This is a genomic window from Sulfuritalea hydrogenivorans sk43H (assembly GCF_000828635.1).
Lineage (GTDB): Bacteria > Pseudomonadota > Gammaproteobacteria > Burkholderiales > Rhodocyclaceae > Sulfuritalea > Sulfuritalea hydrogenivorans.
This window is the reverse complement of record NZ_AP012547.1, coordinates 961995-985620: the sequence shown is the minus strand read 5'-3', so window position 1 is coordinate 985620 and position 23626 is coordinate 961995. Positions and strand designations below refer to the sequence as shown.

General features: G+C 59.3%; 8 protein-coding genes and 1 pseudogene. 1 reads left to right on the top strand and 8 read right to left on the bottom strand.

Features of this window, described 5'->3' with window-relative positions; all coding sequences use genetic code 11:
* Positions 1–51: 51 nt before the first annotated feature.
* The 8 genes and pseudogenes from SUTH_RS04755 to SUTH_RS04725 all read right to left on the bottom strand — a co-directional run bounded on the left by SUTH_RS04755 (position 52) and on the right by SUTH_RS04725 (position 21402).
* Complete coding sequence (locus SUTH_RS04755) at positions 52–13869, bottom strand: hypothetical protein (RefSeq protein WP_408054967.1); 13818 nt, start codon at positions 13867–13869, stop codon at positions 52–54.
* Positions 13870–13986: 117 nt separating this feature from the next.
* Positions 13987–14268, bottom strand: a pseudogene (locus SUTH_RS20330) (hypothetical protein); the annotation flags it as partial.
* 1070 nt (positions 14269–15338) lie between these two features.
* Positions 15339–16145, bottom strand: a complete 807-nt coding sequence (locus SUTH_RS04750; protein ID WP_148312850.1) for a DUF5672 family protein — start codon at positions 16143–16145, stop codon at positions 15339–15341.
* Between the two features lie 23 nt (positions 16146–16168).
* Positions 16169–17320: a glycosyltransferase family 4 protein gene (locus SUTH_RS04745; RefSeq protein WP_171817311.1), complete on the bottom strand. Its 1152-nt coding sequence runs from the start codon at positions 17318–17320 to the stop codon at positions 16169–16171.
* Between the two features lie 69 nt (positions 17321–17389).
* The gene (locus tag SUTH_RS04740) at positions 17390–18130 is read right to left on the bottom strand and encodes a hypothetical protein (RefSeq protein WP_041097491.1); all 741 of its coding nucleotides are present in this window, start codon (positions 18128–18130) and stop codon (positions 17390–17392) included.
* Between the two features lie 93 nt (positions 18131–18223).
* Positions 18224–18751 (bottom strand): class I SAM-dependent methyltransferase, encoded by a 528-nt coding sequence (locus tag SUTH_RS04735; RefSeq protein WP_041097489.1) that lies wholly within the window; start codon positions 18749–18751, stop codon positions 18224–18226.
* 25 nt (positions 18752–18776) lie between these two features.
* On the bottom strand, positions 18777–19463 hold the full coding sequence (locus SUTH_RS04730) for a methyltransferase domain-containing protein (RefSeq protein WP_041097487.1): 687 nt from the start codon (positions 19461–19463) through the stop codon (positions 18777–18779).
* 64 nt (positions 19464–19527) lie between these two features.
* Positions 19528–21402 carry an O-linked N-acetylglucosamine transferase, SPINDLY family protein gene (locus SUTH_RS04725; protein WP_041097485.1) on the bottom strand — a complete coding sequence of 625 codons (1875 nt, stop codon included), beginning with the start codon at positions 21400–21402 and terminating at the stop codon, positions 19528–19530.
* 372 nt (positions 21403–21774) lie between these two features.
* On the opposite strand from SUTH_RS04725, the gene SUTH_RS04720 reads away from it, so the two are divergent.
* Complete coding sequence (locus SUTH_RS04720) at positions 21775–23493, top strand: type I secretion system permease/ATPase (RefSeq protein ID WP_052473245.1); 1719 nt, start codon at positions 21775–21777, stop codon at positions 23491–23493.
* Positions 23494–23626 lie beyond the last annotated feature (133 nt).

The window sequence follows — 23626 nt, the reverse complement described above, 5'->3', positions numbered from 1 at the left end:
GGCCGCGCTGCACCTGGCAACGCGGCCTGCAATTCTACGACAGCGATACGATCAAGCCAGCGGATCGTGAATCTTCACCCCGACCAGCAGCTGGTGCTGCTGGGCATCATTGAGGATGCGGTAGGTTTCCCCATCGATCTGGGTGGTTCCCGCGTCCGTCCAGACACCCGGCTGATCGGTGATCTTGACCACGTCGTTGGCATCGCCCTGAATCATCATCTGGATATGGCCGTTGCCGGTCTGCTCATTCACCACCAGATCCATCTGCCCCAGCTTGGCAACATCCTGGGCATTCACCAGCACCGTATCGCCGTTGCCGCCATTGCCCGAGAGATCGACCAGTGGCAGATGAACGCCCTGCGACAGTGTCGGATCAAGCTTCGAAAGATCGACCGTATGGTTCATATCCTTGTTGATCGCGAACCAGACGTCGGCCATGGCGTGAGTCAAACCATCGGCAGTGGTAAAGCTGGAATCAAGTCCGATCCAGTTGCCTTCCTGCACCACGGATGTCTGATGAGCATGGAGATCGAGGCTGACTATGCCCATGGAATTGAGATCGTGCAGTTCGCCGGACTGCGTGACCCCGTCCTGGTTGAAATCCTGCCAAACCTGCAAACTCGCAAACTCGGCATCGCTCACGTCGATAATGCCGTCGCCGTTGGCATCGAGCGTTGCGAGCGCCTGGTAACCATCCTTGGCGGTTGTACCGTCGGGCAACAGAGTTGCCTGTCCGAACAGTTCGCGGCCGCTGTTGATCAGGCCATCGCCGTTGCGATCCAGAACCAGGAAGCCGTCGCTCGAGGAGACCCAGCCCACTTCGTGCTGAATGCCGGTAGCCGTGAGGTCAAACCGGACTCCTTGTGCCATACCGACGGTTTGTACGCCATCGCCGTTCAGGTCAAGAACCAAAGGCGACGTAACCTGCGTTACGTACGAGATATCCGCCCCCAAGGCTGTCAACTGGGCTGCCGTCAGCGCCGCCTCCTGAGCCGTCGACAAAGAACTGAGCTGGGTGGTCGTCAAGGCGGTTATCTGGTCGGTGGTCAAGGCCCTGATCGCACTGGTGGTCATTGCCATCAGATCGGCAGTCTCCATCACAGCCAGAGCATCAGTAGTAATCGCCACAACCTGAATTGCCGTCAGGGCCGCCGCCTGTGCGGTGGTCAGACTTGGCAGTTGCGTCGCGGTCAGTGCAGCCACCTGCTCGGCGCTCAGCTTGCTAATCTGCGTAGATGTCATGCCGGCAATCTGGTCGGTGGTCAGCGTCGCGATCTGGTCGGTGGTCAGCGCATAGAGCTGGCTGGTCCGCAGGGCCGCGAAATCGGCGACTTCCATCTTCGATAGCTGCGCCGTGGACATCGCCCCCAACTGATCCGCCGTGAGAGCGGCCGCCTGCGCGGTACTCAATGCCTGGATCTGGTCGGTGGTCAGCTGCGCGATATGGGCGGTGCTCAAGCCCTGGATGATCGAGGTCTTCAACAAGGCCAGGTCCGCGACTTCGATCTTGGACACCTGGGTCGTCGTCAGGTTGGCCATTTGCGACGCGGTCAGGGTCGGAATCTGATCGGTGGTCAGTGCGGCGATCTGCTCTGTCGTCATGCCGGTGATTTGCTCCGCCGACAGCTTCGCGACCTGGTCCGTCGTCAGCGCGGCAATCTGGTCCGTCGTCAGCACGGCAACATGCGCTGTCGACAGCGCCTGAATAACACTGGTCTTGAGCTTGGCCAGGTCAGTGACCTCGATCTTTGACACTTGGGTCGTCGTCAAACCAAGCGCCTGGGTAGCGGACAAGGTCGCCGCCTGCGACGTGGTAAGCGCTGCAATCCCTGCGGTGGTGAAGGCTCCGACCTGAGCTTCGGACAGCTGGGCAAACTGGCCCGTAGTCAGTGCAGCCACCTGGCTGGTGGTCAGCGCCGCCACCTGGTCCGTGCTCAAACCGTACATCTGGCTGGTCCGCAGCGCCACGAGATCCCGGGTTTCCATGCTCGACAGTTGCGCTGCCGACATCGCCGCCACCTGCTCGCCAGTCAGGACGGCGGCCTGAGCCGTACTCAAGGCGACAATCTGGTCGGTCGTCAGCTTGCTGATGTTGGCGGTACTCAGACCCTGAATGACGCTGGTCTGCAACAAAGCGAGGTCGGCCACCTCGATCTTGGACACCTGGGTGGTGGTGAGGCTCGCCATCTGGGCCGCCGTCAAGGTCGGCACCTGGTCAGTCGTCAGCGCAGCGATTTGCGCCGTCGTCATGCCCGCGATCTGCTCGGCGGACAGCTTGGCGAACTGTGCCGTCGTCAGGCTGGCAATCTGGTCAGTGGTCAAGGCCGCCACTTGCGTGGTATTCAAGGCCTGGATGACCGTGGTCTTCAATTGCACCAGGTCTGCCGTCTCGACCTTGGCGATCTGGGTCGCCGTCAGCCCAGCCGCATGGGTCGCGGTCAGCGCCGCCGCTTGCGTGGTGGTGAGCGCCTCGATCTGGGCGGTGGTCATTGCCTGGATCTGATCGGAATTGAGCACATACAACTGGCCGGTGGTGAGCGCGGCCACTTGATCGACCGTCAAGGCCGCCATCTGGTCGGTGGTCAGACTGGAGATGACACTGGTCTTGATAGCCGCCAGATCGCGCGTTTCCACGTTGACCAACTGACTGGTGGAGAGCGCGGCCAATTGCGTACCAACCAGAGCCGCAGCCTGCGTCGTGGTCAATTCGCCAACCTGGGCGTTGGTCAGCGCACCGACCTGGGTGGTCGTCAATCCGGCGATGACGGCAGTGGACAACTTGGCCAGATCCTCGGTTTCGAGCTTGGATATCTGCGCGGTCGTCAGGCCGGCCGCCTGGGCGGCGGTCAGCGCTGCCGCCTGCGTCGTGGTCAGTGACTGGATCGGCGTGGTACCAATTGCGGCGATCTGGTCGGAGGTCAGCTTCGCGACTTGATCGGTACTCAGCGCCGCGACTTGGTCTCCGGCAAGCGCCGCCATCTGCGTCGTGGTCAGTCCCTGGATTGCGCTGGTGGAGAGCTTTGCCAAATCTACGGTTTCCATCGCGGCGAGCTGGGCCGTCGATAGTTTCCCGACCTGGGTGGCCGTCAGGGCGGCGGCCTGGGTCGTCGTCAACTCACCGATCTGAAGGTTGGTCAGCGCGCCCACCTGGGTCGTCGTCAGGCTGGCAATTACTGCGGTCGTCAAATTCTTCAAATCATCAACTTCAAGCTTGGCGACCTGAGCCGTCGTCAAGCCCGCAGCTTGGGCTGCCGTCAGTGATTGTGCCTGAGTGGTAGTCAGCGCCTGAATCTGCGACGTACCAAGCGCGCCCAACTGCGACGACGTAATCTTCGGCAACTGGCTTGTAGTCAAACCGGCAACCTGATCCGCCGTGAGCGCCTCGACCTGCGTGGTGGTCAGGCCGGCGATCACCGCCGTACCGAGTACCGTGAAATCGGCAACCTCCAGATTGGCCACTTGAGCTGTCGTCAGTCCGGCAGCCTGTGCCGCGGTAAGCAGCGCCGCCTGATCAGTCGTCAAGGATTGAATCTGCGTGGTCCCGATTGCGCCAATCTGCTCGGACGACATCTTCACCAATTGGGCAGTCGTCAGGGCAGCAATCTGGTCACCGGACAATGCCGCCATTTGCGTCGTGGTCAGCCCGGTAATCGCGCTGGTCGAGAGTTTCGCCAGATCGACCGTCTCCATCGCCGCCAGTTGCGCTGTCGTCAATTTCCCGGCCTGCGTCGACGTGAGCGCCGCCGCCTGTGTGGTGGTCAATTCACCAACCTGAAGATTGGTGAGTGCGCCGACTTGCGTGGTCGTAAGGTTGGCAATGACAGCAGTCGAAAGCTTCGCCAGATCGTCGGCTTCGAGCTTGGCAATCTGGGCCGTGGTCAACCCCGCTGCCTGCGCAGCGGTGAGCGCCGCAGCCTGAGTCGTGGTCAGCGACTGTATCTGCGACGTGCCGATCGCGGCAATCTGATCGGAACTCAGCTTCGCCAGTTGAGTTGCGGTAAGCGCAGCCACCTGATCGCCCGTCAGACCCGCCACCTGGGTTGTGGTCAGACCTGCGATCACGCTGGTAGATAGCTTGACGAAATCGACCGTCTCCATCGCCGCCAGTTGGGCGGTGGTGAATTGTCCAACCTGCGTTGTTGTCAGCGCGCCAGCCTGGGTTGTGGTCAGTTCGCCGATTTGCAAGTTAGTCAAGACACCCGCTTGCGCCGCCGACAGTCCCGCAATAACGGTGGTTGATAGCGTAGCGAGATCTTCCACTTCCAGCTTCGATATCTGGCTGGTGGTGAGCCCCGCCGCCTGGGCAGCCGTCATTACCGATGCCTGCGCAGTCGTCAGCGCCTGGATTGCCGACGTACCCAATGCCCCGATCTGGTCGGAAGTCATCTTCGACAACTGTGCGGTGCTCAAGGCAGCGATCTGATCGCCAGTCAATGCCGCCGCCTGGGTTGTGGTCAACCCGGCGATCACAGCGGTCGATAGCTTGGCGACGTCATCTGCTTCCATCTTCGCAATCTGGCCGGCAGTCAGCCCGGCCGCCTGTGCGGCCGTCAAGACAGTTGCCTGATCCGTCGTCAGCGACTGGATCGCCGTCGTTGTGATCTTGCTGAGTTGATCCGAGGACAATTTGGCAAGCTGCGCGGTGGTCAATGCCGCCACCTGGTCGCCCGTCAGAATCCCTGTCTGGGTCGTTGTCAGGCCGCTGATCGCACTGGTCGAAAGTTTCGCGAGGTCGACCGTCTCCATGGCGGCAAGCTGAGTCGTGGAAAGCTTGGCGACCTGGGTGGACGTAAGCGCCGCCGCCTGTGTCGTGGTCAACTCGCCCACTTGAACATTGGTGAGTCCGGCCACCTGCGCCGTGGTCAGGCCGGCGATCACTGCCGTGGAAAGCTTGGCAAGATCCTCCACTTCGAGCTTGGCCACTTGCGCCGCACTCAGCCCTGCCGCCTGAGCGGCTGTCAGAACTGCTGCCTGATCCGTCGTCAGTGACTGGATCGCCGAAGTCGTTATCGCAGTGATCTGGTCGGAACCGAGCTTAGCGATCTGCGCCGTGCTCAATGCAGCGACCTGGTCACCCGTGAGCGCGGCAACCTGGGTTGTGCTCAGTCCGGCAATCACGCGGGTAGTCAGATTGGCCAGATCGACGGTTTCCATTGCCGCCATCTGGGCAGTCGATAAACCGGCTGCCTGTGCGGTTGTAAGAGCCGCAGCCTGAGTGGTTGTCAGTTCAGCGATCTGAGGTGTCGTCAGTGCGCCGACCTGGGTTGTTGTCAGATTTGCAATGACGGCGGTCGACAGCTTGGCCAGATCCTCGATTTCCATCTTGGATAGCTGGGCAGTCGTCAGCCCGGCGCCCTGCGCTGCGGTCAAGGCGCCTGCCTGCGCCGTCGTCAGGGCCGCAATTTGCGCGGTGCCGATGTTGGCGATCTGGGTCGATGACATCGAGGCGATTTGCGAGGTGCTGAGACCAGCCACCTGATCGGCAGTGAGTCCGGCGATCTGGCTCGTCGTGAGACCCTGGATTGCCGTCGTCGACAGCTTGGCAATGTCCGCAACCTCCATCGCCGCCAACTGCGTTGGCGAAAGAGCGGCAAGCTGGGCCGTGGTTAGCGCCGCTACCTGCGTTGTCGTCAAATCAGCGACTTGCTGCGTGGTCAGGGCACCCAACTGGGTTGTAGTCAGACTGGCAATGACAGCCGTCGACAGCTGGTCCAGATCGGCGGCTTCCAGCTTCTGGATCTGTGCGGTCGTGAGACCGGCCGCCTGCTCCGTAGTCAAAGCCGCAGCCTGCGCCGTCGTCAGCGCTTCAATTTGTGCGGTGCCCAGTTTGCTGAACTGCGTTGAAGTCAATACCTTCAACTGCGCGGTACTCAGGCCCGCCACCTGGTCGGCAGTCAAGGCCGCCGCTTGAGTGGTCGTCAGACCCTGTATTGCCGTTGTCGATAATTTGCCCAAATCAGCAGCTTCCATCGCCGCAAGCTGCGGTGCGGATAGCTTCGCGATCTGGACCGAGGTCAAGGCCGCTGCCTGCGTGGTGGTCAGGTCTGCCACTTGCTGGGTGGTCAAGCCTTCGATCTGTGTTGTCGTCAATCCGGCAATCACGGCCGTCGTCAGCTGCGCCAGATCCGCCGCTTCAAGCTTGGCGATCTGGGCGGTTGTCAGCCCCGCTGCCTGTGTCGCGGTAAGTGCCGCTGCCTGCACGGTTGTCAGCGACTCGATTTGCGACGTACCGATTTTGGAAATCTGATCGGAACTCAGCTTCGACAACTGGGTCGTTGTCAGCGCCGCAATCTGGTCCGCGGTCAACGCCCCGACCTGCGTCGTTGTCAAGCCTTGAATAGCGCTGGTAGTCAGTTTCACCAGATCGACGGTTTCGATGGCGGCAATCTGGGCAGTCGACAAACCGGCAACCTGAGCCGCGGACAGCGCCGCTACCTGGGTGGTGGTCAGGTCAGCGATCTGCTGCGCTGTCAGGCCACTCAATTGCGAGGTCGTCAGTCCGGCAATTACGGCGGTCGACAGTTGCGCCAAATCCGCTGCTTCAAGCTTGGCAATCTGTGCAGTGGTGAGGCCGGCGGCCTGGGCGGCACTGAGCACCGCGGCCTGATCCGTCGTCAGCGACTGGATTGCGATCGTGCCGATGCTGCCGAGTTGGTCAGCCGACATCTTCGACAACTGGGTTGTGGTCAATGCCGCGACCTGGTCGCCGGTAAGTGCCGCCGCTTGCGTTGTGGTGAGGCTCTGGATCGCACTGGTTGTCAGCTTGACCAGGTCGACGGTTTCCATTGCCGCCACCTGGGCAGTGGACAAACCCGCGACCTGAGTCGCGGTCAGCGCCCCGGCCTGGGTTGTCGACAAGTCGGCAACCTGCTGGGTAGTAAGCGCAGCGAGTTGACCAGCCGTCAGTCCGGCGATCACCGATGTCGAAAACTTGGCCATATCCGCCGCTTCAAGCTTGGCGATCTGGGCGGTGGTCAACCCACCCGCCTGCGCAGCCGTCAACACCGCTGCCTGGTCAGTGGTCAGTGACTGAATCTGCGTGGTCCCGATCGCACCGATCTGGGTCGCGCTCAGTTTTGATATCTGATCGGTGGTCAGGTTGGCCAACTGATCCGCGGTCAGCGCGGCGACCTGGGTCGTCGTCAGACCGGCGATCACGGCCGTTGTCAGGGCCGCGGCATCAGCAGTTTCCATCTTCGCAATCTGGGCCGCGCTCAAGCCGGCTGCCTGCGTCGCGGAAAGAGCGGCGACTTGCGCGGTGGTCAGGGATTCGATTTGCGCCGTGCCGATCTTGCCGATCTGGTCGGCGCTCAGCTTCGACAGTTGTGTTGTGGTCAGCGCGGCGACCTGATCGCCTGTCAGCGCCGCCATCTGAGTCGTGGTCAAGCCCTGGATTGCACTGGTGGACAGTTTCGCCAGATCGACGGTTTCCATCGCGGCGAGCTGGGTGGTAGACAAGCCTGCCGCCTGGGTCGCGGTCAACGCTCCCGCTTGGGTGGTGGTCAGATCGGCAATTTGCTGATTGCTCAAGGCGCCCGTCTGAGTCGTCGTCAGTCCGGCAATCACCGATGTCGTCAGGCTGGCAAGATCGGCGGATTCCAGCTTGGATATCTGTGCCGTCGTCAGTCCCGCCGCCTGGGCGGCCGTAAGAACCGCCGCCTGATCCGTCGTCAAGGATTGGATCTGGGCCGTTCCGATCGCGCCAAGCTGCGACGAACTCAATTTGGATATCTGGGTTGTGCTCAAGCCGGCGAGTTGATCCGCGGTCAAGGCGCCCGCCTGAGCCGTCGTCAGACCGGCAATCACCGCCGTGGTCAGTTTGGCAACGTCGGCAACCTCCATGTTGGCAACTTGCGCAGTCGTCAACCCCGCCGCCTGGGCGGCAGTCAGCGCCCCCGCCTGTGCGGTCGTCAGCGATTGAAGTGGCCCGGTGCCCAAGGCTCCGATCTGATCCGAACTCAGCTTGGACAATTGCGTTGTGGTAAGCGCCGCCACCTGATCGCCCGTCAGTGCCCCCATCTGCGTCGTGGTCAGACCCTGAATGGCATTGGTGGACAAGCTGGCGAGATCGACCGTTTCCATCGCCGCCAGCTGCGCCGTTGACAATCCGGCAACCTGTGTTGCCGTCAGCGCGGCCGCCTGTGTCGTGGTCAGATCCGCCAGTTGCTGATTGCTCAGCGCGCCAAACTGCGTCGTGCTCAGCCCCGCGATTACCGCAGTCGACAGTTTCGCCAGATCGGCCGATTCGAGCTTGGATATTTGCGCAGTGGTCAGCCCCGCTGCCTGCGCTGCGGTCAGTACAGCTGCCTGGTCGGTGGTCAGCGCCTGTATCTGGCTCGTCCCGATGGCGGCAACATGAGTCGATGTCAGCTTTGACACCTGGGTGGTACTCAATCCAGCTACCTGATCCGCGGTCAGAGCTCCCGCCTGTGCCGCGGTAAGTCCGGCAATCACCGCAGTCGTCAGTGCGCCGACGTCGAGGGCTTCCATGCCGGCAATCTGGGCCGTCGTCAATCCCGCAGCCTGGGCCGCCGTCAATACGGCCGCCTGTTCCGTCGTCAGCGACTGGAGTGCCGTCGTTCCGACCGCGCCGATCTGTGCGGCACTTATTTTCGATACCTGGGTGGTACTCAACGCCGCGATCTGGTCACCGGTAAGCGCGGCCATCTGGGCTGTGGTCAGCCCCTGTATCGCGCTGGTCGTCAGCTTGACCAGATCGACCGTCTCCATTGCCACAAGCTGGGCGGTGGACAACCCGGCGACTTGGGTTGCGGTAAGAACCTGCGCCTGAGTGGTTGTCAAATCAGCCAATTGCTGATTCGTCAGTGCGCCGACCTGGGTCGCAGTCAGACCGGCAACAACAGCAGTGGACAGGTTTGCCAGATCTGCGGCTTCCAGCTTGGCGATCTGTGCGGTCGTCAAGCCGGCTGCCTGGGTCGCTGTCAGCACCGAGGCTTGCGCGGTGGTCAGCGCCTCGATCTGGGCGGTTCCGATCGCACCCAGCTGGGATGCGCTGAACTTCGAAATCTGGCTGGTGCTCAATGCCGCGATCTGATCCGCCGTCATGGCCGCGACCTGAGGCACTGTCAGTCCCGCAATCGCGCTGGTCGAGATCGCCGCGATATCGACCGTTTCCATCGCCGCAATCTGCGTGGTGGACAGTCCGGCAAGCTGTGTCGACGTCAACGTCGAAGCCTGCGTCGTGGTCATCGACTGAAGCGGTGTCGCGCCGAGCTTGCCCAGTTGCGCGGCGCTCATCGCGGCCAGTTGCGTCGGAGTCAGCGCCGCCACCTGGTCCGCCGTCAGGGCGCCTACTTGGGTCGTGGTAAGCCCCGTGATCGCTGCTGTCGACAGCTTGGCCAAGTCTATCGTTTCCATCGCGGCAAGCTGAGCCGTAGACAACCCCCCGGCCTGAGCGGCTGTCAGAGCTCCTGCTTGCGTCGTAGTCAAGTCTGCCACTTGCTGATTGGTCAAGCCGCCGATCTGCGTCGTCGTCAGACCGGCAATAACGGCCGTCGAAAGCTGAGCCAAGTCGGCCGCTTCAAGTTTCGAAATCTGCGCGGTGGACAAACCGGCTGCCTGAGCCGCTGTCAGAACCCCTGCTTGCGCGGTTGTCAGCGCTTCAATCTGGGCCGTGCCGAGTTTGCCGAGCTGCGTCGAGGTCAGCGCCGCGATTTGCGTAGTACTGAGCCCTGCCACCTGGTCTGCCGTCAAAGCACCGACTTGGGTCGTGGTTAAACCGGCGATCACCGCTGTCGTCAGCTTCGCTGCGTCCGCAACTTCCAGATTGGCGATCTGGGCAGTAGTCAGGCCAGCCGCCTGGGTCGCGGTCAGTGCCGCCGCTTGGGTTGTCGTCAGCGACTGGATCGGCGTGGTACCAATTGCCGCAAGTTGTGCCGAGCTGACCTTGGCCAGTTGGGTAGTGCTCAACGCGGCGATCTGATCACCTGTCAGCGCCGCGAGTTGCGCCGTGGTCAATGCGGCAACGGCATTGGTCGACAATTGCGCGAGGTCCGCCGTCTCCATTGCGACCAACTGGGTCGTTGTCAAACTCGCTGCCTGCGTTGCAGTCAATGCGGCCGCCTGGGTCGTGGTGAGATCAGCGACTTGCTGAGCCGAGAGCGCACCGAGTTGCGCCGGCGTCATCGCCGCGATTACCGCTGTCGACAGTTGCGCCTGATCCGCCGCTTCCAGCCTGGCAATCTGTGCTGTGCTCAGCCCAGCGAATTGCGCGGAGGTCAACACCGCCGCCTGTGCCGTCGTCAGCGCCTCGATTTGCGCCGTGCCTAACGCACCAAGCTGCGTCGATGTGAGCTTGGACATCTGCGCCGTGCTCAGTGACGCCACCTGATCGACCGTCAAGCCCGCCATTCCAGCCGTGGTCAAACCTGTAATCGCACTTGTCGACAGCTTCGACAGATCGGCCGTCTGCATCGCAGCAATCTGCGATGACGAGAGCCCCGCGACCTGAGCCGAGGTCAATACCCCAGCCTGCACCGTAGTCAGTGCTTCAATCTGCGACGTTCCGATGGCGCCGAGTTGCGCCGCGGTCAATCCGGCGATTACCGAGGTGGAAAGCTGTGCCACATCCGCGGTTTCAAGCTTGGCCAACTGTGTTGTAGTGAGGCCAGCTGCCTGCGCAGCGGTCAACGCCGCTGCCTGTGCCGTTGTAAGCGCTTCTATCTGGGCGGTGCCAAGCTTGCCAAGCTGCGTAGAACTCAACGCCGCGGTTTGCGAGGTGCTCAGGCCGGCCACCTGATCCGCAGTCAAGGCGCCAACTTGGGTTGTCGTCAAAGCTGCGACCACCGCCGTGGTCAGACTTGCGGCATCGGCAACCTCCAGATTGGCGATCTGCGCCGTGGTCAGACCGGCCGTTTGTGTTGCCGTCAAGGCAGCGGCCTGGGTAGTAGTCAATGACTGTATCGGGGTCGTCGCAATTCCGCCAATTTGCATTGAGCTCAACTTCGACAACTGGGCCGTCGTCAGCGCAGCGACCTGATCACCGGTCAGTGCGGCCATTTGCGTCGTCGTCAACCCTGGCAGTGCGCTGGTGGAGAGCTTGACCAAGTCCGCCGTCTCGATGCTGGCGATCTGAGCGGTGGTCAACCCGGCAAGCTGAGTTGATGTCAGCGACTGTATCTGGTCTGTCGTAAGGGACTGGACATTGCCACCACCGAGAACAGCAAGCTGCGCCGCCGTCATCGATGCCATCTGGGTTGACGTCAATGCCGCGACCTGATCCGCGGTCAATGCCGCGACCTGAGTCGTGGTAAGAGCGGCAATCACACTGGGAGTCAGCTTGACAAGATCCGCGGTTTCAAGCGCGGCAACCTGTTGCGTCGTAAGCCCCGCGGCCTGAGCCACGGACAGCTTCGACGCCTGGAGGGTGGTAAGACCCTGTATCTGGGGCGTGCCCAGCGCTCCCAGCTGCGTTGAGGTCACGGCACCTAGCTGCGTGGTACTCAACGCGGCGACCTGATCCACCGTCAACGCGGCCATCTGGGCCGTCGTCAGTACCGCAAGAACATTGGTCTTGAGCACGGCAAGGTCAGTCGTGTCGATTTGCGAAATCTGGCTCGTGGTGAGCCCCGAAATCTGGGAGGATTTGATGCTCGCTACCTGCGTGGTATTCAGCGCCTGGAACTGCGCATTGGTAATGGCTCCCAACTGCCCGGTAGTCAGCGCGCCAATCGCCGTCGAACTCAGTGCGGCAAATTGATCAGGGCCCAAATTCGCGATTTGAGCTGTGGAAAGTGAAGCCAACGCCGTGGTCGTGAGTGCTGCGAAATCAACGGTTTCCAAAGCCGCGACCTGCGCCGTACTCATTCCGGATATCTGGGTCGTGCCAAGTGCCGCAGCCTGTGTGGTTGTCAATCCAGCGATTTGCGGACTTGTCAGCGCACCGACTTGCGTAGTATTCAACCCTGCGATAACACTTGTTGAAAGCTTGGCCGCGTCAACCACTTCAATGGCCTGGATCTGTGTTGTGCTCAGACCGGCCGCTTGTGTGGTGCCGAAGGCCCCAACCTGGCCGGTGGTTAGAGCGGCAATTTGGGTGGTCGTCATGCCTCCGATTTGTCCGGAAGACAAAGTTTGAATCGCGGTCGTGCTCAGGGCTGCAATCTGATCGGTATTCAAAGCCTGTATCTGATCTGTCGTGAGACCGGCAATCGTTGCCGTCGATAGCTTGGAAATCTCGGTCGTCGTCAGTGCAGCGATCTGATCCGTCGTCATGCCGGCAGCCGGCAAGACTGCCTTCTGGGCAGTAGTCAAGGCCGCAATCTGGCTCGTCGTCAATCCAGCCAGTTGTCCCGCGGTCAAAGACGCGATCACGGTAGTCTTCAATACCGCCAAGTCTACCGTCTCGATGTTCCCGATCTGAGTCGAGGTCAAGCCCGCCGCTTGCGCGGTCCCCAACGTTGCTGCCTGAGCTGTCGTCAGCGCCTTGATCTGGTCGGTCGTCAGGGCCCCGATCTGATTGCTTGTCAAGACACCAACTGCCGTCGCTGACAGAGAAGCGAGGTCCGCAGTTTCGATCGCCGCGACTTGTGTCGTGGTCAGACCGACAACTTGGGCGGTTCCCAAGGCGGCAGCCTGTCCAGTCGTCAAAGCCTGAATCTGATCTGTCGACAGCACGCCGACCTGAGAAGTCGTCAAACCCTTGACGCCGGAGGTTGATAGTGCTGCCAGCTGGGCCGTACTCAAGGCTTGAATCTGGTCGGTGGTGAAGCCCGATATGGCCGTGCTGGTTAGCGCGGACAGGGTCCCCGCCGTCTGCATTTGGGTCAATTGATCAGTAGTGAGACCCGGTGCCTGTAACGCCTTCAATCCGGCAACCTGGGTAGAACTCAATGCCTGAATCTGATCGGTCGATAGGGTAGCGACCTGGCCGCTGGTCAGACCTCCCATGGCGGAAACCGAGAGCGACGCCATCTGAGCCGTCGACAGCGCGGCAATATTGGTCGTCGACAAGCCGGCGATCGCCGTGCTGGTCATGGATTTCAGATCCGTGGTTTCAATGGCCGCAAGCTGGGCAGTAGATAGGCCGGACACCTGCGTGGTACCCATGCCCGCTACTTGCGAAGCTGTCAGACCCTTTATTTGATCCGTTGAGAGCGCCCCAACCTGGGTGGTTGTCATACCCGCGACCGCCGCCGCCGATATTCCGGCTACCTGACTCGTACTCATCGCCGCTATGTCGGCCGTGGTCAGACCCGCGATCGCAGTACTGGTTACTCCGGCGATATCCGAAGCTTCCATCTTGGAAATCTGGGTTGTCGACAACTTGCCGATCTGAGTCGAACTCAATGCCGAAGCCTGGGTCGGCGTCAGCGCGGCGATTTGTGCGGTCGACAATGCGGCAAGCTGGGCGGTCGACAATGCGCCGATAGCTGCAGTAGAAAGAGCCGCGAAATCGTCGGTCTCAAATACACTGATCTGCGTCGTCGACAAGCCGCCTATTTGGGTAGTAGTCAAGGCAGCCGCCTGAGTAGCCGTCAGCGCCTTGATCTGGTCCGTCGACAGCGCCCCCATCTGGTCCGTCGTCAGCCCCTTTACCGCAGTCGCCGAAATGGCCGCAATCTGACCCGTGGTAAGAGCGCCAAGCTGATCCGTCGAGAGCGCAGCAATGGCACTGCTCTTTAGCGAGGCGACATCCGCCGTCTGCATCGCAACCAGTTGCGTGGTCGAAAAGCCCGGCATCTGCGCGGCAGTCATTGCTCCAACCTGCGAGCCTGTCAATCCGACTACCTGAGCGGTGGACAGTGCACCTATCTGATCGGAAGTCATCGCCCCGACCGAAGTGGCCGCAATCGCCGCAACTTGAGCAGTGCTCAATGCCGCAATCGCATCCGTTGTCAGGCCAACAATCGCCGTACTGGTAATGCCAACCAGATCGGCAGCATCGATTTTCGATACTTGCGCCGTGGAAAGTGCGGCAAGCTGTGTCGACGTCAATGCAGGGGTCTGCGCTACGTTCAGCGCAACCATTTGGTCCGTTGTCAATGCGCTGACCTGTGTAGTCGACAAAGCCCCAATCACGCTGCTCTTCAAAGCGGCCAAATCCAACGTCTCGATCTTGCTGATCTGAGCCGTTGTCAGTCCCGCCACTTGGGCTGAAACGAGAGCGGCAGCCTGCGTCGTGGTGAGCGCTTGAATCTGGTCAGTCGACAGCGCCTTGACTTGGTCCGTCGATAACTTTGAAATAACTGTCGCAGAGAGCTTTGCCAAGTCTGCCGTTTCGAAGGCATTGATCTGCGCCGTCGACATGTTTGAAACCTGAGCCGAGATCAGCGCTGCTGCCTGTGTCGTGGTCAGCGCCTGAATCTGGCCGGCTGAAAGCGCTGCTGTCTGCACCGTGGTCAAGCTCGAAACAGCCGCAAGACCCGGAATCTGGCTGGTGGTGAGTGCCTGGATGCCGGCGGTAGTAATGCCGATTATCGAGGTTGCCTGCACGGCGGCAAGATCAGCCACCTCCATCTTCGAAATCTGATCGGTGGATAGCGAAGCAAGCTGCGTCGATTTGAGTACAGCTGCCTGTGCCGTAGTCAGCGCCACAATCTGATCGGTTGTCAAACCAGCCGTCTGTACCGTCGTCAAACCGGAGATTACTGTGGTTTTCAGCCCCCCAAACGCTGCAGTAGCAAGCTTCGAGAGTTGGGCGGTGGTCAGGTTGCCGATCTGCGTAGAAGAAAACGCAGATGCCTGAACGGAAGACAGCAATGCCAACTCATCGGTGGTCAATGCCGCCATCTGGGTGGTGGTTAGTGCGGCAATTTCGGCCGTCGTCGTCGAAGTAGTTAGTGCCATTTTGCATCCTTTAAGAAACGCTGCGCTTCCTGCGGCAAATACCTTGGCACGCTAGACCTGCGCATATCCAACCGACTGTCGAAATTGCCTGGAATGATTATTACTGGACCGAATCAACCCACCCAAACTACTTCGCTCGAAATTCACTCACCGCAACCACCAATACCGCGCCGCACCCTCTGTTGTCCTGTATAGCACGCACCTACCACCCCTACCGTGAAATACTTCACACCCGAATCAATCCGCAAAATTTAAGCAAGTTACAAGCCAGCTAATTGTGTTCAACTTGCAGTCGCCAAGCAGAATTGCTGACAACCAATGCCCCAACCCCCTTCCCCATCACAAAACATATCTATAACAGTATGTTATTGCGGACTGGCGGAAAATCGACACCACGACTTCGAACTACAGTTCTCCGCTATCGATGTCTACAACGGCAGTGATAAGGAAATCTTTAGGGATTCGAGCCATTTATCCGGCAGGTGACTCCAGAGCGGAGTCAGCGTCGCTCCTTGGCCAAGGAGCCCTTGCTAGAGCACGGCAGCAAGCGGCGGGATGCAGGGTGCCCAGAACCTAGGCTGAACGGTCCACCATGCATGGACACCCATTGGATAATAACCTCCATTTACTGCGTGGAAATACTCGGGGCGCAGTTCCATCGAAAAGCGGGAAGCAATAATCTCGTTCGGAATGATGAAATCTATCGACAGAGCCCCCAACAAGGAGAAGTAAGAATCCTCGTTTGTCCCTGATTCCATGAATACTGTGCGGGTCTCCGGGAATTCATGGATCAAGGCAAGGCATTTTCTGACCCGACGAAGACTCAGGCCGCCATTTCCAACAGTCGCCCTCACGCGCCGACGAAGGTCATCACGAAACCGGTCACGCCAAACCGTAAGTTCTACCCCGTCCGGCCAAGGAGCCCCAATATAGTCGAATGGCTGCCCGATCCAGAAATCAAGATCGTCGCGAATCAGGATGGCATCCGGCTGGAGAATAAGAACAAACTCGAAGCTCAGGAAGCGATCATAAAAAAATGGAGCCAACAAAAGGCGGCTGTAGCTGTCGATCGAATCGAAGTACTCCCGTGGAAAGAATTCAAATTCGACCCGGGGGTAGCGATTACTGTAATAGCTGCAATCAAGGCCGGCTGGAGCAATGAAGAAGCATTTCCTGTCCTTGATGACCGAGAGCGAATAATCGATAGAGAACTGCTCGAGAGGCGACAGTTCAGGCTTATATACCGGAATCAGGATTGCTACCCGCGCGTCACCAGGCGCTGTGATACTTCCTGAATGGATATCTTCCCCAATAGACGTTCGCCGAGGCTTCTTCAAGCAGCCACCTCACTGCACTCCCATCAAAACAGAGCCTCCAGTTGCCTTGCTGCCGAAGCCCATGAGAATCTGGCGACCAGTCTTTGTCTGGCCGCGGCAAACGATTCCGTCATCGATTTTTGCTCGCTTATTGCCGACTCCATCTGCTCAATCAGGCTGTCAAGCCGAGGCTCAAGATGATATCCGGCTCCAGGGACAGCCTTGTCGATGTTTTGGACCTGATCGCTACGAACTTTCCATCCTGTAGATAGCCCACAAAAGTCGTCTGTCGCACCACCGTCCGTGACAATGGCCGGAGTGCCGCACGCGATTGCTTCAATGACGGGAAGATTGAAACCTTCGGCCCGATAGGGTGAAATATATGCGTCCGCTGAACCATAGAGCAAACGCATCTGGAACAGGGGCAGCCCCGACGATATCACCTTTATCGAAGCCAAAATGTCGGGCGTCAGTTCGGCATTCTCCTGCATGAACGTCGCAACCACGTTGGCACCTCTTATACCGTACAAGGTACTGGCATCTTTCAGAACCAGCCGTACATCTGCGTGCCTCTTTCTCACGTCCACGAACGCACGAAGCAGAATATCGATGCCCTTGTTCCAGGTCATCGCACCCACGTTCAGAAAGACGAAATGGTCGGCATCAAGGCCAATTTGGCTGCGGACTTCCTCGCGCCCTTTTTGCTCGACTGGACTGAAAACGTCTGAGCTGACGCCATGCGGGACCACAACTATCCTGTCCGGATCAAACCCATACTCAATCACTTTCATGCGTGACCAGTTCGAAGGCACGGTGATGATGCCTTCTCCGCGGCAGAACTGGTCGACATCCGCTCCCGTCGGCGAAAAGCTCGTGGGCAACAGGCCGAACTCGCCTGTCATGAAGGAGATGTATCTTCCCGCTTCCGTAACTGGCCTCCGGAAGGGAAACGAGATGTTGTACGCAGTGTCGAAACTCTGGCCCACGGGAGCAGGAACCGCCTTTATCACCGCCTTGAATTCGGGCGGAAACGAGGGGTCGTTACCTGTCACGGTCCATGCCGGATTGGAGTACGGCAAGTCGAGATGGCTCAGCGACAATCCTTCGAGCTTTGCCAACTCTACGAGTTGATATTGGTTCACCATCGCGAACGACTGGCTGATGCCGCGCCAACCCTCGATCAATACTTGTTTCATGGCCATTTTCTTTGGTTACTCTCGGGCTGTCCAAGATGCGCGAATGTGCCAGGCAATCATCTGTCGGCCTTAGAACGGCCGAAGGCAAATATCGGGGGCCATCTTGTTGTTCGGCTGATCGAGCGGACCGGGAATCGGCTCGGTGGAATGTCCGCCGAAAACACCGCAATCCCTCCGCAAATAGGTCAGCTCTATCACGCAGGGCACCGGTACGCCGCTCACCAGCGTTACGCCTTGATAGTTATTTACGTGCAGATGCACCGGTACATGCCTGGCGCTTAGCTTGCTGAACGCGGAGAACAACAACTCGTAGTTGGCTCTGTAGAAGATCTGTTCAATATTGTGAAATTCGGCGGTCACGATCTCAAAACGGGCAAGATGTTCCGGATTCATCGAATTCAGACCGCCCCATTCGGCTCCCTCGACATCGAACTTCAGCACGGGATGTCGGGCATTGGACCAATCGACGACATCGACAATCTGATCAAAAGACATTAGTTGCTCGGACGCGACAGCTCCCCATCCCTTGCGGAAGAAATGCATGTTTGGATGGGTATAGGGCGGTGCTTCGATTGTGTGGTCGAACTGGTAGATTTGCGCTCCCCGCTTGGCAAACTCTTCATCGAAGCTGATGTCGTTGCCGATTCCTATCGATACCAGCAGATTCGACTCGAGAGCCAGGGCGGGCAATACGTAACCGCCGTCATTCGGCGAGCCAAGACGGATTTTGCTGAAATTCACCATGTGCCACGGTCGAAACAGGTTAAGCAGGTTCAGCACTTCGCCCTGCGATGCATTAGGATTTTCCATTGCAGCTGCCTTTATCAAGTTGCCATGTCGGCACGTCCATCGGGCTCCAAGCGGATGACTGCGGCATCCCGCCGATTCTTTTCATCATTTCGATCAGGCTGGTTTCACCGCCACCACATTGAGGCTGATCGGCTGCCCCTTGAATATGGCGTTGCTGGAGTCGTCAAAAATGCCGAAAGAGCCCACGCGCTCAACGCCGGCAAATCCACACAGCATCAAATATCCGGTCAGCAGATCCTGGCTCAGACCGACCTTGTGATGGTCATATTGATTAACGTGCCCCCCAAAAATCATGCGCATGATCATGAATCGATCTTCGAACGTCATGACCTCTTTTTGGATGAACAGTGTGGCCAGGATATCCAGGTCAGGAACACTGATGCCTAGTCGGCCTGATGGCGCAAGAACCCGATACCACTCGCGCAATGTGCTCTCCAGTTCCCCCATGTAGTCGAAATGCTCCACCACATGCGAAGCATAAATCTCATCGAAAGTGTTGTCGGCGAACTGCGAAAGGTCTCTCGCGTCACCGATATGATCCACGTAGTCTCCGGGCAAGGCATTCAGGACTTCCCAACCGTCCAGTCTTACCTTGCCGCCGATATGCAGCTTCCTCACCATGGAATCACCCCTCCATCCGATTCATTCAGCGCTTTACCGAAATCCTGTTGCTTATGAGATCGGAGATCAGCATCAGTTTGTCCATATCCTCGGGATATCGTTGCGGATTCAGATTGTTCGCCCGACCAAGGGCTGTGCCGTTGGTAAATCCCTCGAAACCGTCGGTTATGCGTCCTGGAAAATCGTGCGAAAACCTGTCGCCTTTAAGGAAAACCGCGACGAAATCGTTCCAGACATCTCCGATCTGCTTGCTTGTGTATGACTCGAGCAAGGTAACATCGTATCCACTCCGTCGCGCCCAGGTTGTCAGCGCCTTGCCACTGTCCGGGTAGAAGCGCCAGCAGTCGAGTGGATAACGATGAACCTCTCCATTTGACGGTGCATTCAAGTAAAGCAGCCCGGGCTGCTTGAGAACGCGGACGATCTCGAGAAAAAGCACCCAGAACAGTTCCGAGTGCTCGAAACAAGAACTGCTCACGACCATGTCAATGGACTGATCTTCAAACGGCAATCGATAGGGGTCTTCCAGGATGACATCAACGCCTTTTCCAGCAACGAAATCAACACCGATATAGGTGAACCTGGATGGACAAACGTCACGCAGCGAGCCATTCACATCCTGCGCACCTATATCCGCCACCCGCGCCGACGCGAACGACGCGCCGTAGACGTCGAAAAACATTCGGGCATTGAGCATGGCGGTCGGATGCATCGCTAGCCCAGCCGGTCCGGATAGCCGAATATCATCAATCGTCGCCGATCTACGCCCCACCTCCTCATAGTGAGTCCGGCGCTGTTCCGAGGCGATACTTGCGCCACATGGAAATGTAGATGGCCTCGAGGTTGCGGCAGAAATTTGCGGTATCGAACAGCGGACTGCTGGCACGCGTCTCGCGCAAATGCGCCTTCAGGCGGCTGACTCTTTCTGGCTGGGCAGCCAGGGCCAGGGCCAGCGCTTCGTAGTCAGCCAGCGAATGCGTGGCCAGTTCGGGCAGGCCGGCAGCATGTACCAGGCTGCCGGCGACTCGTGCGTGAAAAGCCTCACCCATGCATGTCACCACCGGAACCCCGGCCATCAACGCGTCGGCAGCCGTAGTATGGGCATTGTAGGGATAGGTATCCAGGAAGAAGTCAGCCAGCCGATACCGCGCGAGATGGTCCTCGACCCGCGGCACGCGAGTCGCAAATATCAATCGCGCTGCGTCAACACCCTGCGCCTCTGCCGCGGCCCAGAGATTTTTCTGGCTGATCTCGCTGCGCGACATGAGCCACAAAACGCTTCCCTTGGTGCGCTTGAGCAAGCGCATCCAGATGGCGAATATCCCGGGCGAAATCTTGTAGTCATGGCTGAAGGCACAAAACACCAGACCGGTTTCCGGCAAGCCGTAAGCCGAGCGACCCGGAGCCTCTTCAGGTATCTCAACACTGCCGTCGGTCGGTAAATACGCGTCCGGCATATATACGATCTTTTCGCTGTAATAGGGCCAGTGTTCGCGCGGGGCCACGTGACGGTCGGCTATCAGGTAATCCATGTAGTCGACGCCCATCGATCCGGCATAACCCAGAAAATTGACCTGCACGGGCGCCGGCCGCTGCGCCAGTACCTCGGGATGGGAATCGGCGGTGTAACCCGCAAGATCCACGGCGACATCCACTTCGAGGGAGCGGATCAGCTGAGCGATCTGCGGCGGACTCATGGTCTTGGCGTCGATGAATCGGTCGAACGCCTTCAGCATTCGCCCACGCAAGCGGCTCTTGTCATCTATTCCCAGGGAAATCGCGATAAGTTCGAATCGCGACCTGTCGTGATGTTCGAATACCCCGGCCATCAGGTGGCCGACCGGATGCTCCCGCAAATCGGGCGAGATATAGGCCAGGCGAATCCGGTCATGCCGATAAACCTCGCCCTGCCACAGGCGCCTCGACCCTGACGGATAGAGATGTTCGCCAAAAATCCGGGCTGACTGGAAATGATCCCCGGCAAAATCGGAAATCGCCATCATTGCCAGCGACTTGCAACTGCGGCGTCCGGCCCGGACTTCCCCGATGATTTTATTGACGGTCTCATCGTAGTCAGTCCAGTCGCAGACATGCAAGCGTTCGAAACAAAGCAGGCCTGGCCCATAGTCATAGTCAGGCTGCACCTCCAGCAGATGCTTGAACATCGCTATCGCTTCTTCGCTCTGCTTGAATTCGGTAAGCAGAACGGCACAGTTGGCCAATGCGGTCGTGTAGTCCGGGTTGATCGCCAACACCTGATTGAACCGTTCGAGCGCTTCCTTGTGACGGAGCATGTCGCGAAGGGCCACGCCGCTATTGACCAATGCTTCTATGTAATCCGGCTGCAGGGCAATGGCCTCGTCGAAACGCTGCAGGGCAGCCTCGCCGCTCGCACCCGCCGCTCGCAACGCCGACCCGGCCAGAAAACGCAGCGGAGCGTATCCGGGTGCCGCCGCCATTCCGACCTCGGCCCAATGCAGGGCATCGGCGGGATCTTCCCGCCGGATGGCAATCACACCGAGCGAGTAGCAGGCAGCCGGATGACCGGGATGCATTTCCAGCGCCGCCTTGAACAGCCGCACGGCTTCATCTATCTCGCCGCGCTCCTGCGCCTGGATTGCGCTGACCAGAATCTGCTGCAAATCGTTCATACCATCCCTCGTGGACTCTTCAGAACCCTTGCGCCGGACTGTCTGCCGCGCCTTCATGCGAAGGTGGCCTGGCGAGTGCAGCCATTTGCCAAAGGCGGTCGAGAGCCGATCGGGCTCCCTTTTTCAGGTCGACAAGGACATGCCATCGGACAAGCATAGCGATGCTTTGCGATTTCGCGTCGCCGACGAAAAGGGGGAATTACCGGCCTTCTCATCCATTGCCACGAATACCCGAGTTCCTTCATGGCGGAACCCGAACTGGTTGGCAATGCATCCCGATATCCCGTTCAATCTACGGAAAGCGCCAATTTTATGGTCCTGTTAGCAAATAGACAGAAGGTTCGGGTGCCATAGCATTGCATGATGTCCTCAATGTCTTTACGCGCGGCACTGGCCTCCGGTAGCAAATCGCAACCGTCGCCCCTGCTCGGGATCCTGCTCGAATCGCGCCAGGCGTGGCTCGCGGTGTTTGTATTCAGCGCCGTGATCAACCTTTTGATGCTCGCGCCGACGGTCTACATGATGCAAGTGTCGGATCGCGTCATGACCAGCCGAAACATGATGACCCTGCTCATGCTGACGCTCCTCGTCCTGGCCATCTTTGCCGTCATGGGCGCACTGGAATGGGCCCGTTCGCGAGTTCTGGTCAGGCTCGGGGTGCGACTGGATCGTCGTATCGGTCCAAGACTGCTCTCCTTATCACATCGGTTCGAGGTGGAAAAGCTGGGCGACGGCCGCCGCCTGCTGGGAGATCTCGCCCAGGTGCGATCCTTCCTTACCGGATATGCCGTGCTGGCTGCGCTCGATGCACCATGGGTACCCATATTCCTTCTGGTTACGCTGATGATTCATCCGCTGCTTGCCCTGGTCGTTCTTGGCGGAGCCATCGTGATGATGATTCTGACCTACATCACCGACCGCTCGGTTCGAACGCCGCTGGCCGATTCCAACAACAGCGCAGCAGAGACCTCGCAGTTCGTGGCAACCAACATGCGGCACGGGGAAGTAATAGAAGCGATGGGCATGTTCCCGATGATGCTGGAGCGCTGGCAGAAAAAGCAGGAACGCCATCTGGTGCATCAGGCGATAGCCAGTGATCGGGCCGGCTTCACCCAGGGCGTGTCGAAGTTTGTTCGGATGGCGAACCAGTCGGTTGCGATGGGGGTCGGCGGCTTTCTGTTTCTATCCACCGACGTCTCGCCATCCATCGTGTTTGCCGCGATGCTGTTATCCAGCCGGATTTCCGGACCTATCGAATCCCTCCTGATGACCTGGTCACAACTCGGGACGACCACCGAATGCTGGCGACGCCTTGATGACGCCCTGCGCCATGCGGACAAGGAGTACTCGGGCGTGACCTTGCCTCCGCCCAAGGGAGAGGTCACCCTGGAAGGAGTCTTTGGTGGCCCGCCGGGTGCGTCGGCACCGTTCGTCCAGAGTGTCAATCTGAAAATCCCGGCCGGGGTCATCGTCGCGATCGTGGGTTCCAGCGCCTCGGGAAAATCCACGCTGGTTCGATTGATTACCGGGGTCTGGGCTCCTCGCATGGGAACCGTGCGTCTCGATGGGGCCGATCTTCGTACATGGCGGCGCGATCAGCTGGGGCCTTATATCGGCTATGTACCCCAGGACGTTGAACTGATCGAAGGTACGGTCGCCGAAAACATCGCGCGTCTGGGCCCGCTCGACAGCGACAAGGTCATTGCGGCAGCACGATCTGCCGGCGTGCATGAAATGGTCTTGCAGATGGCAGATGGTTACGGCACCCAGGTGGGTGCCAATGGCGCCTTCCTGTCAGGCGGGCAGCGCCAGCGCATCGCCCTTGCCCGTGCAATGTATGGCGACCCGCCATTGCTGGTCCTGGACGAGCCGAACGCCAATCTGGACGAAGCCGGAGAACTTGCACTGGACACCGCCCTGCAGCAAGCAAAGCAGCGTGGGCAGACGGTGATGATTGTGAGCCACCGGCCGATCGCAATCCGCAATTGCGATCTGATTCTGGTCATGCAGGAGGGACAGGTTCTGCTCTACGGTCCTCGCGAGCAAGTCATGGCCAAGCTGGCCTCCGCGGCAGCGGCTGCCCAGACCTGAGCAGCCATATCCTCCGGACCGACCCGGAGCACATCGGGCCAAGCCGCCGGGAAGACTCGCATTTCCCCTGTTTTTGTACGTCTTTGGCAAAGACCGCCGGCACTAAGATGTTCGAATGCGATTAATGTTCCCA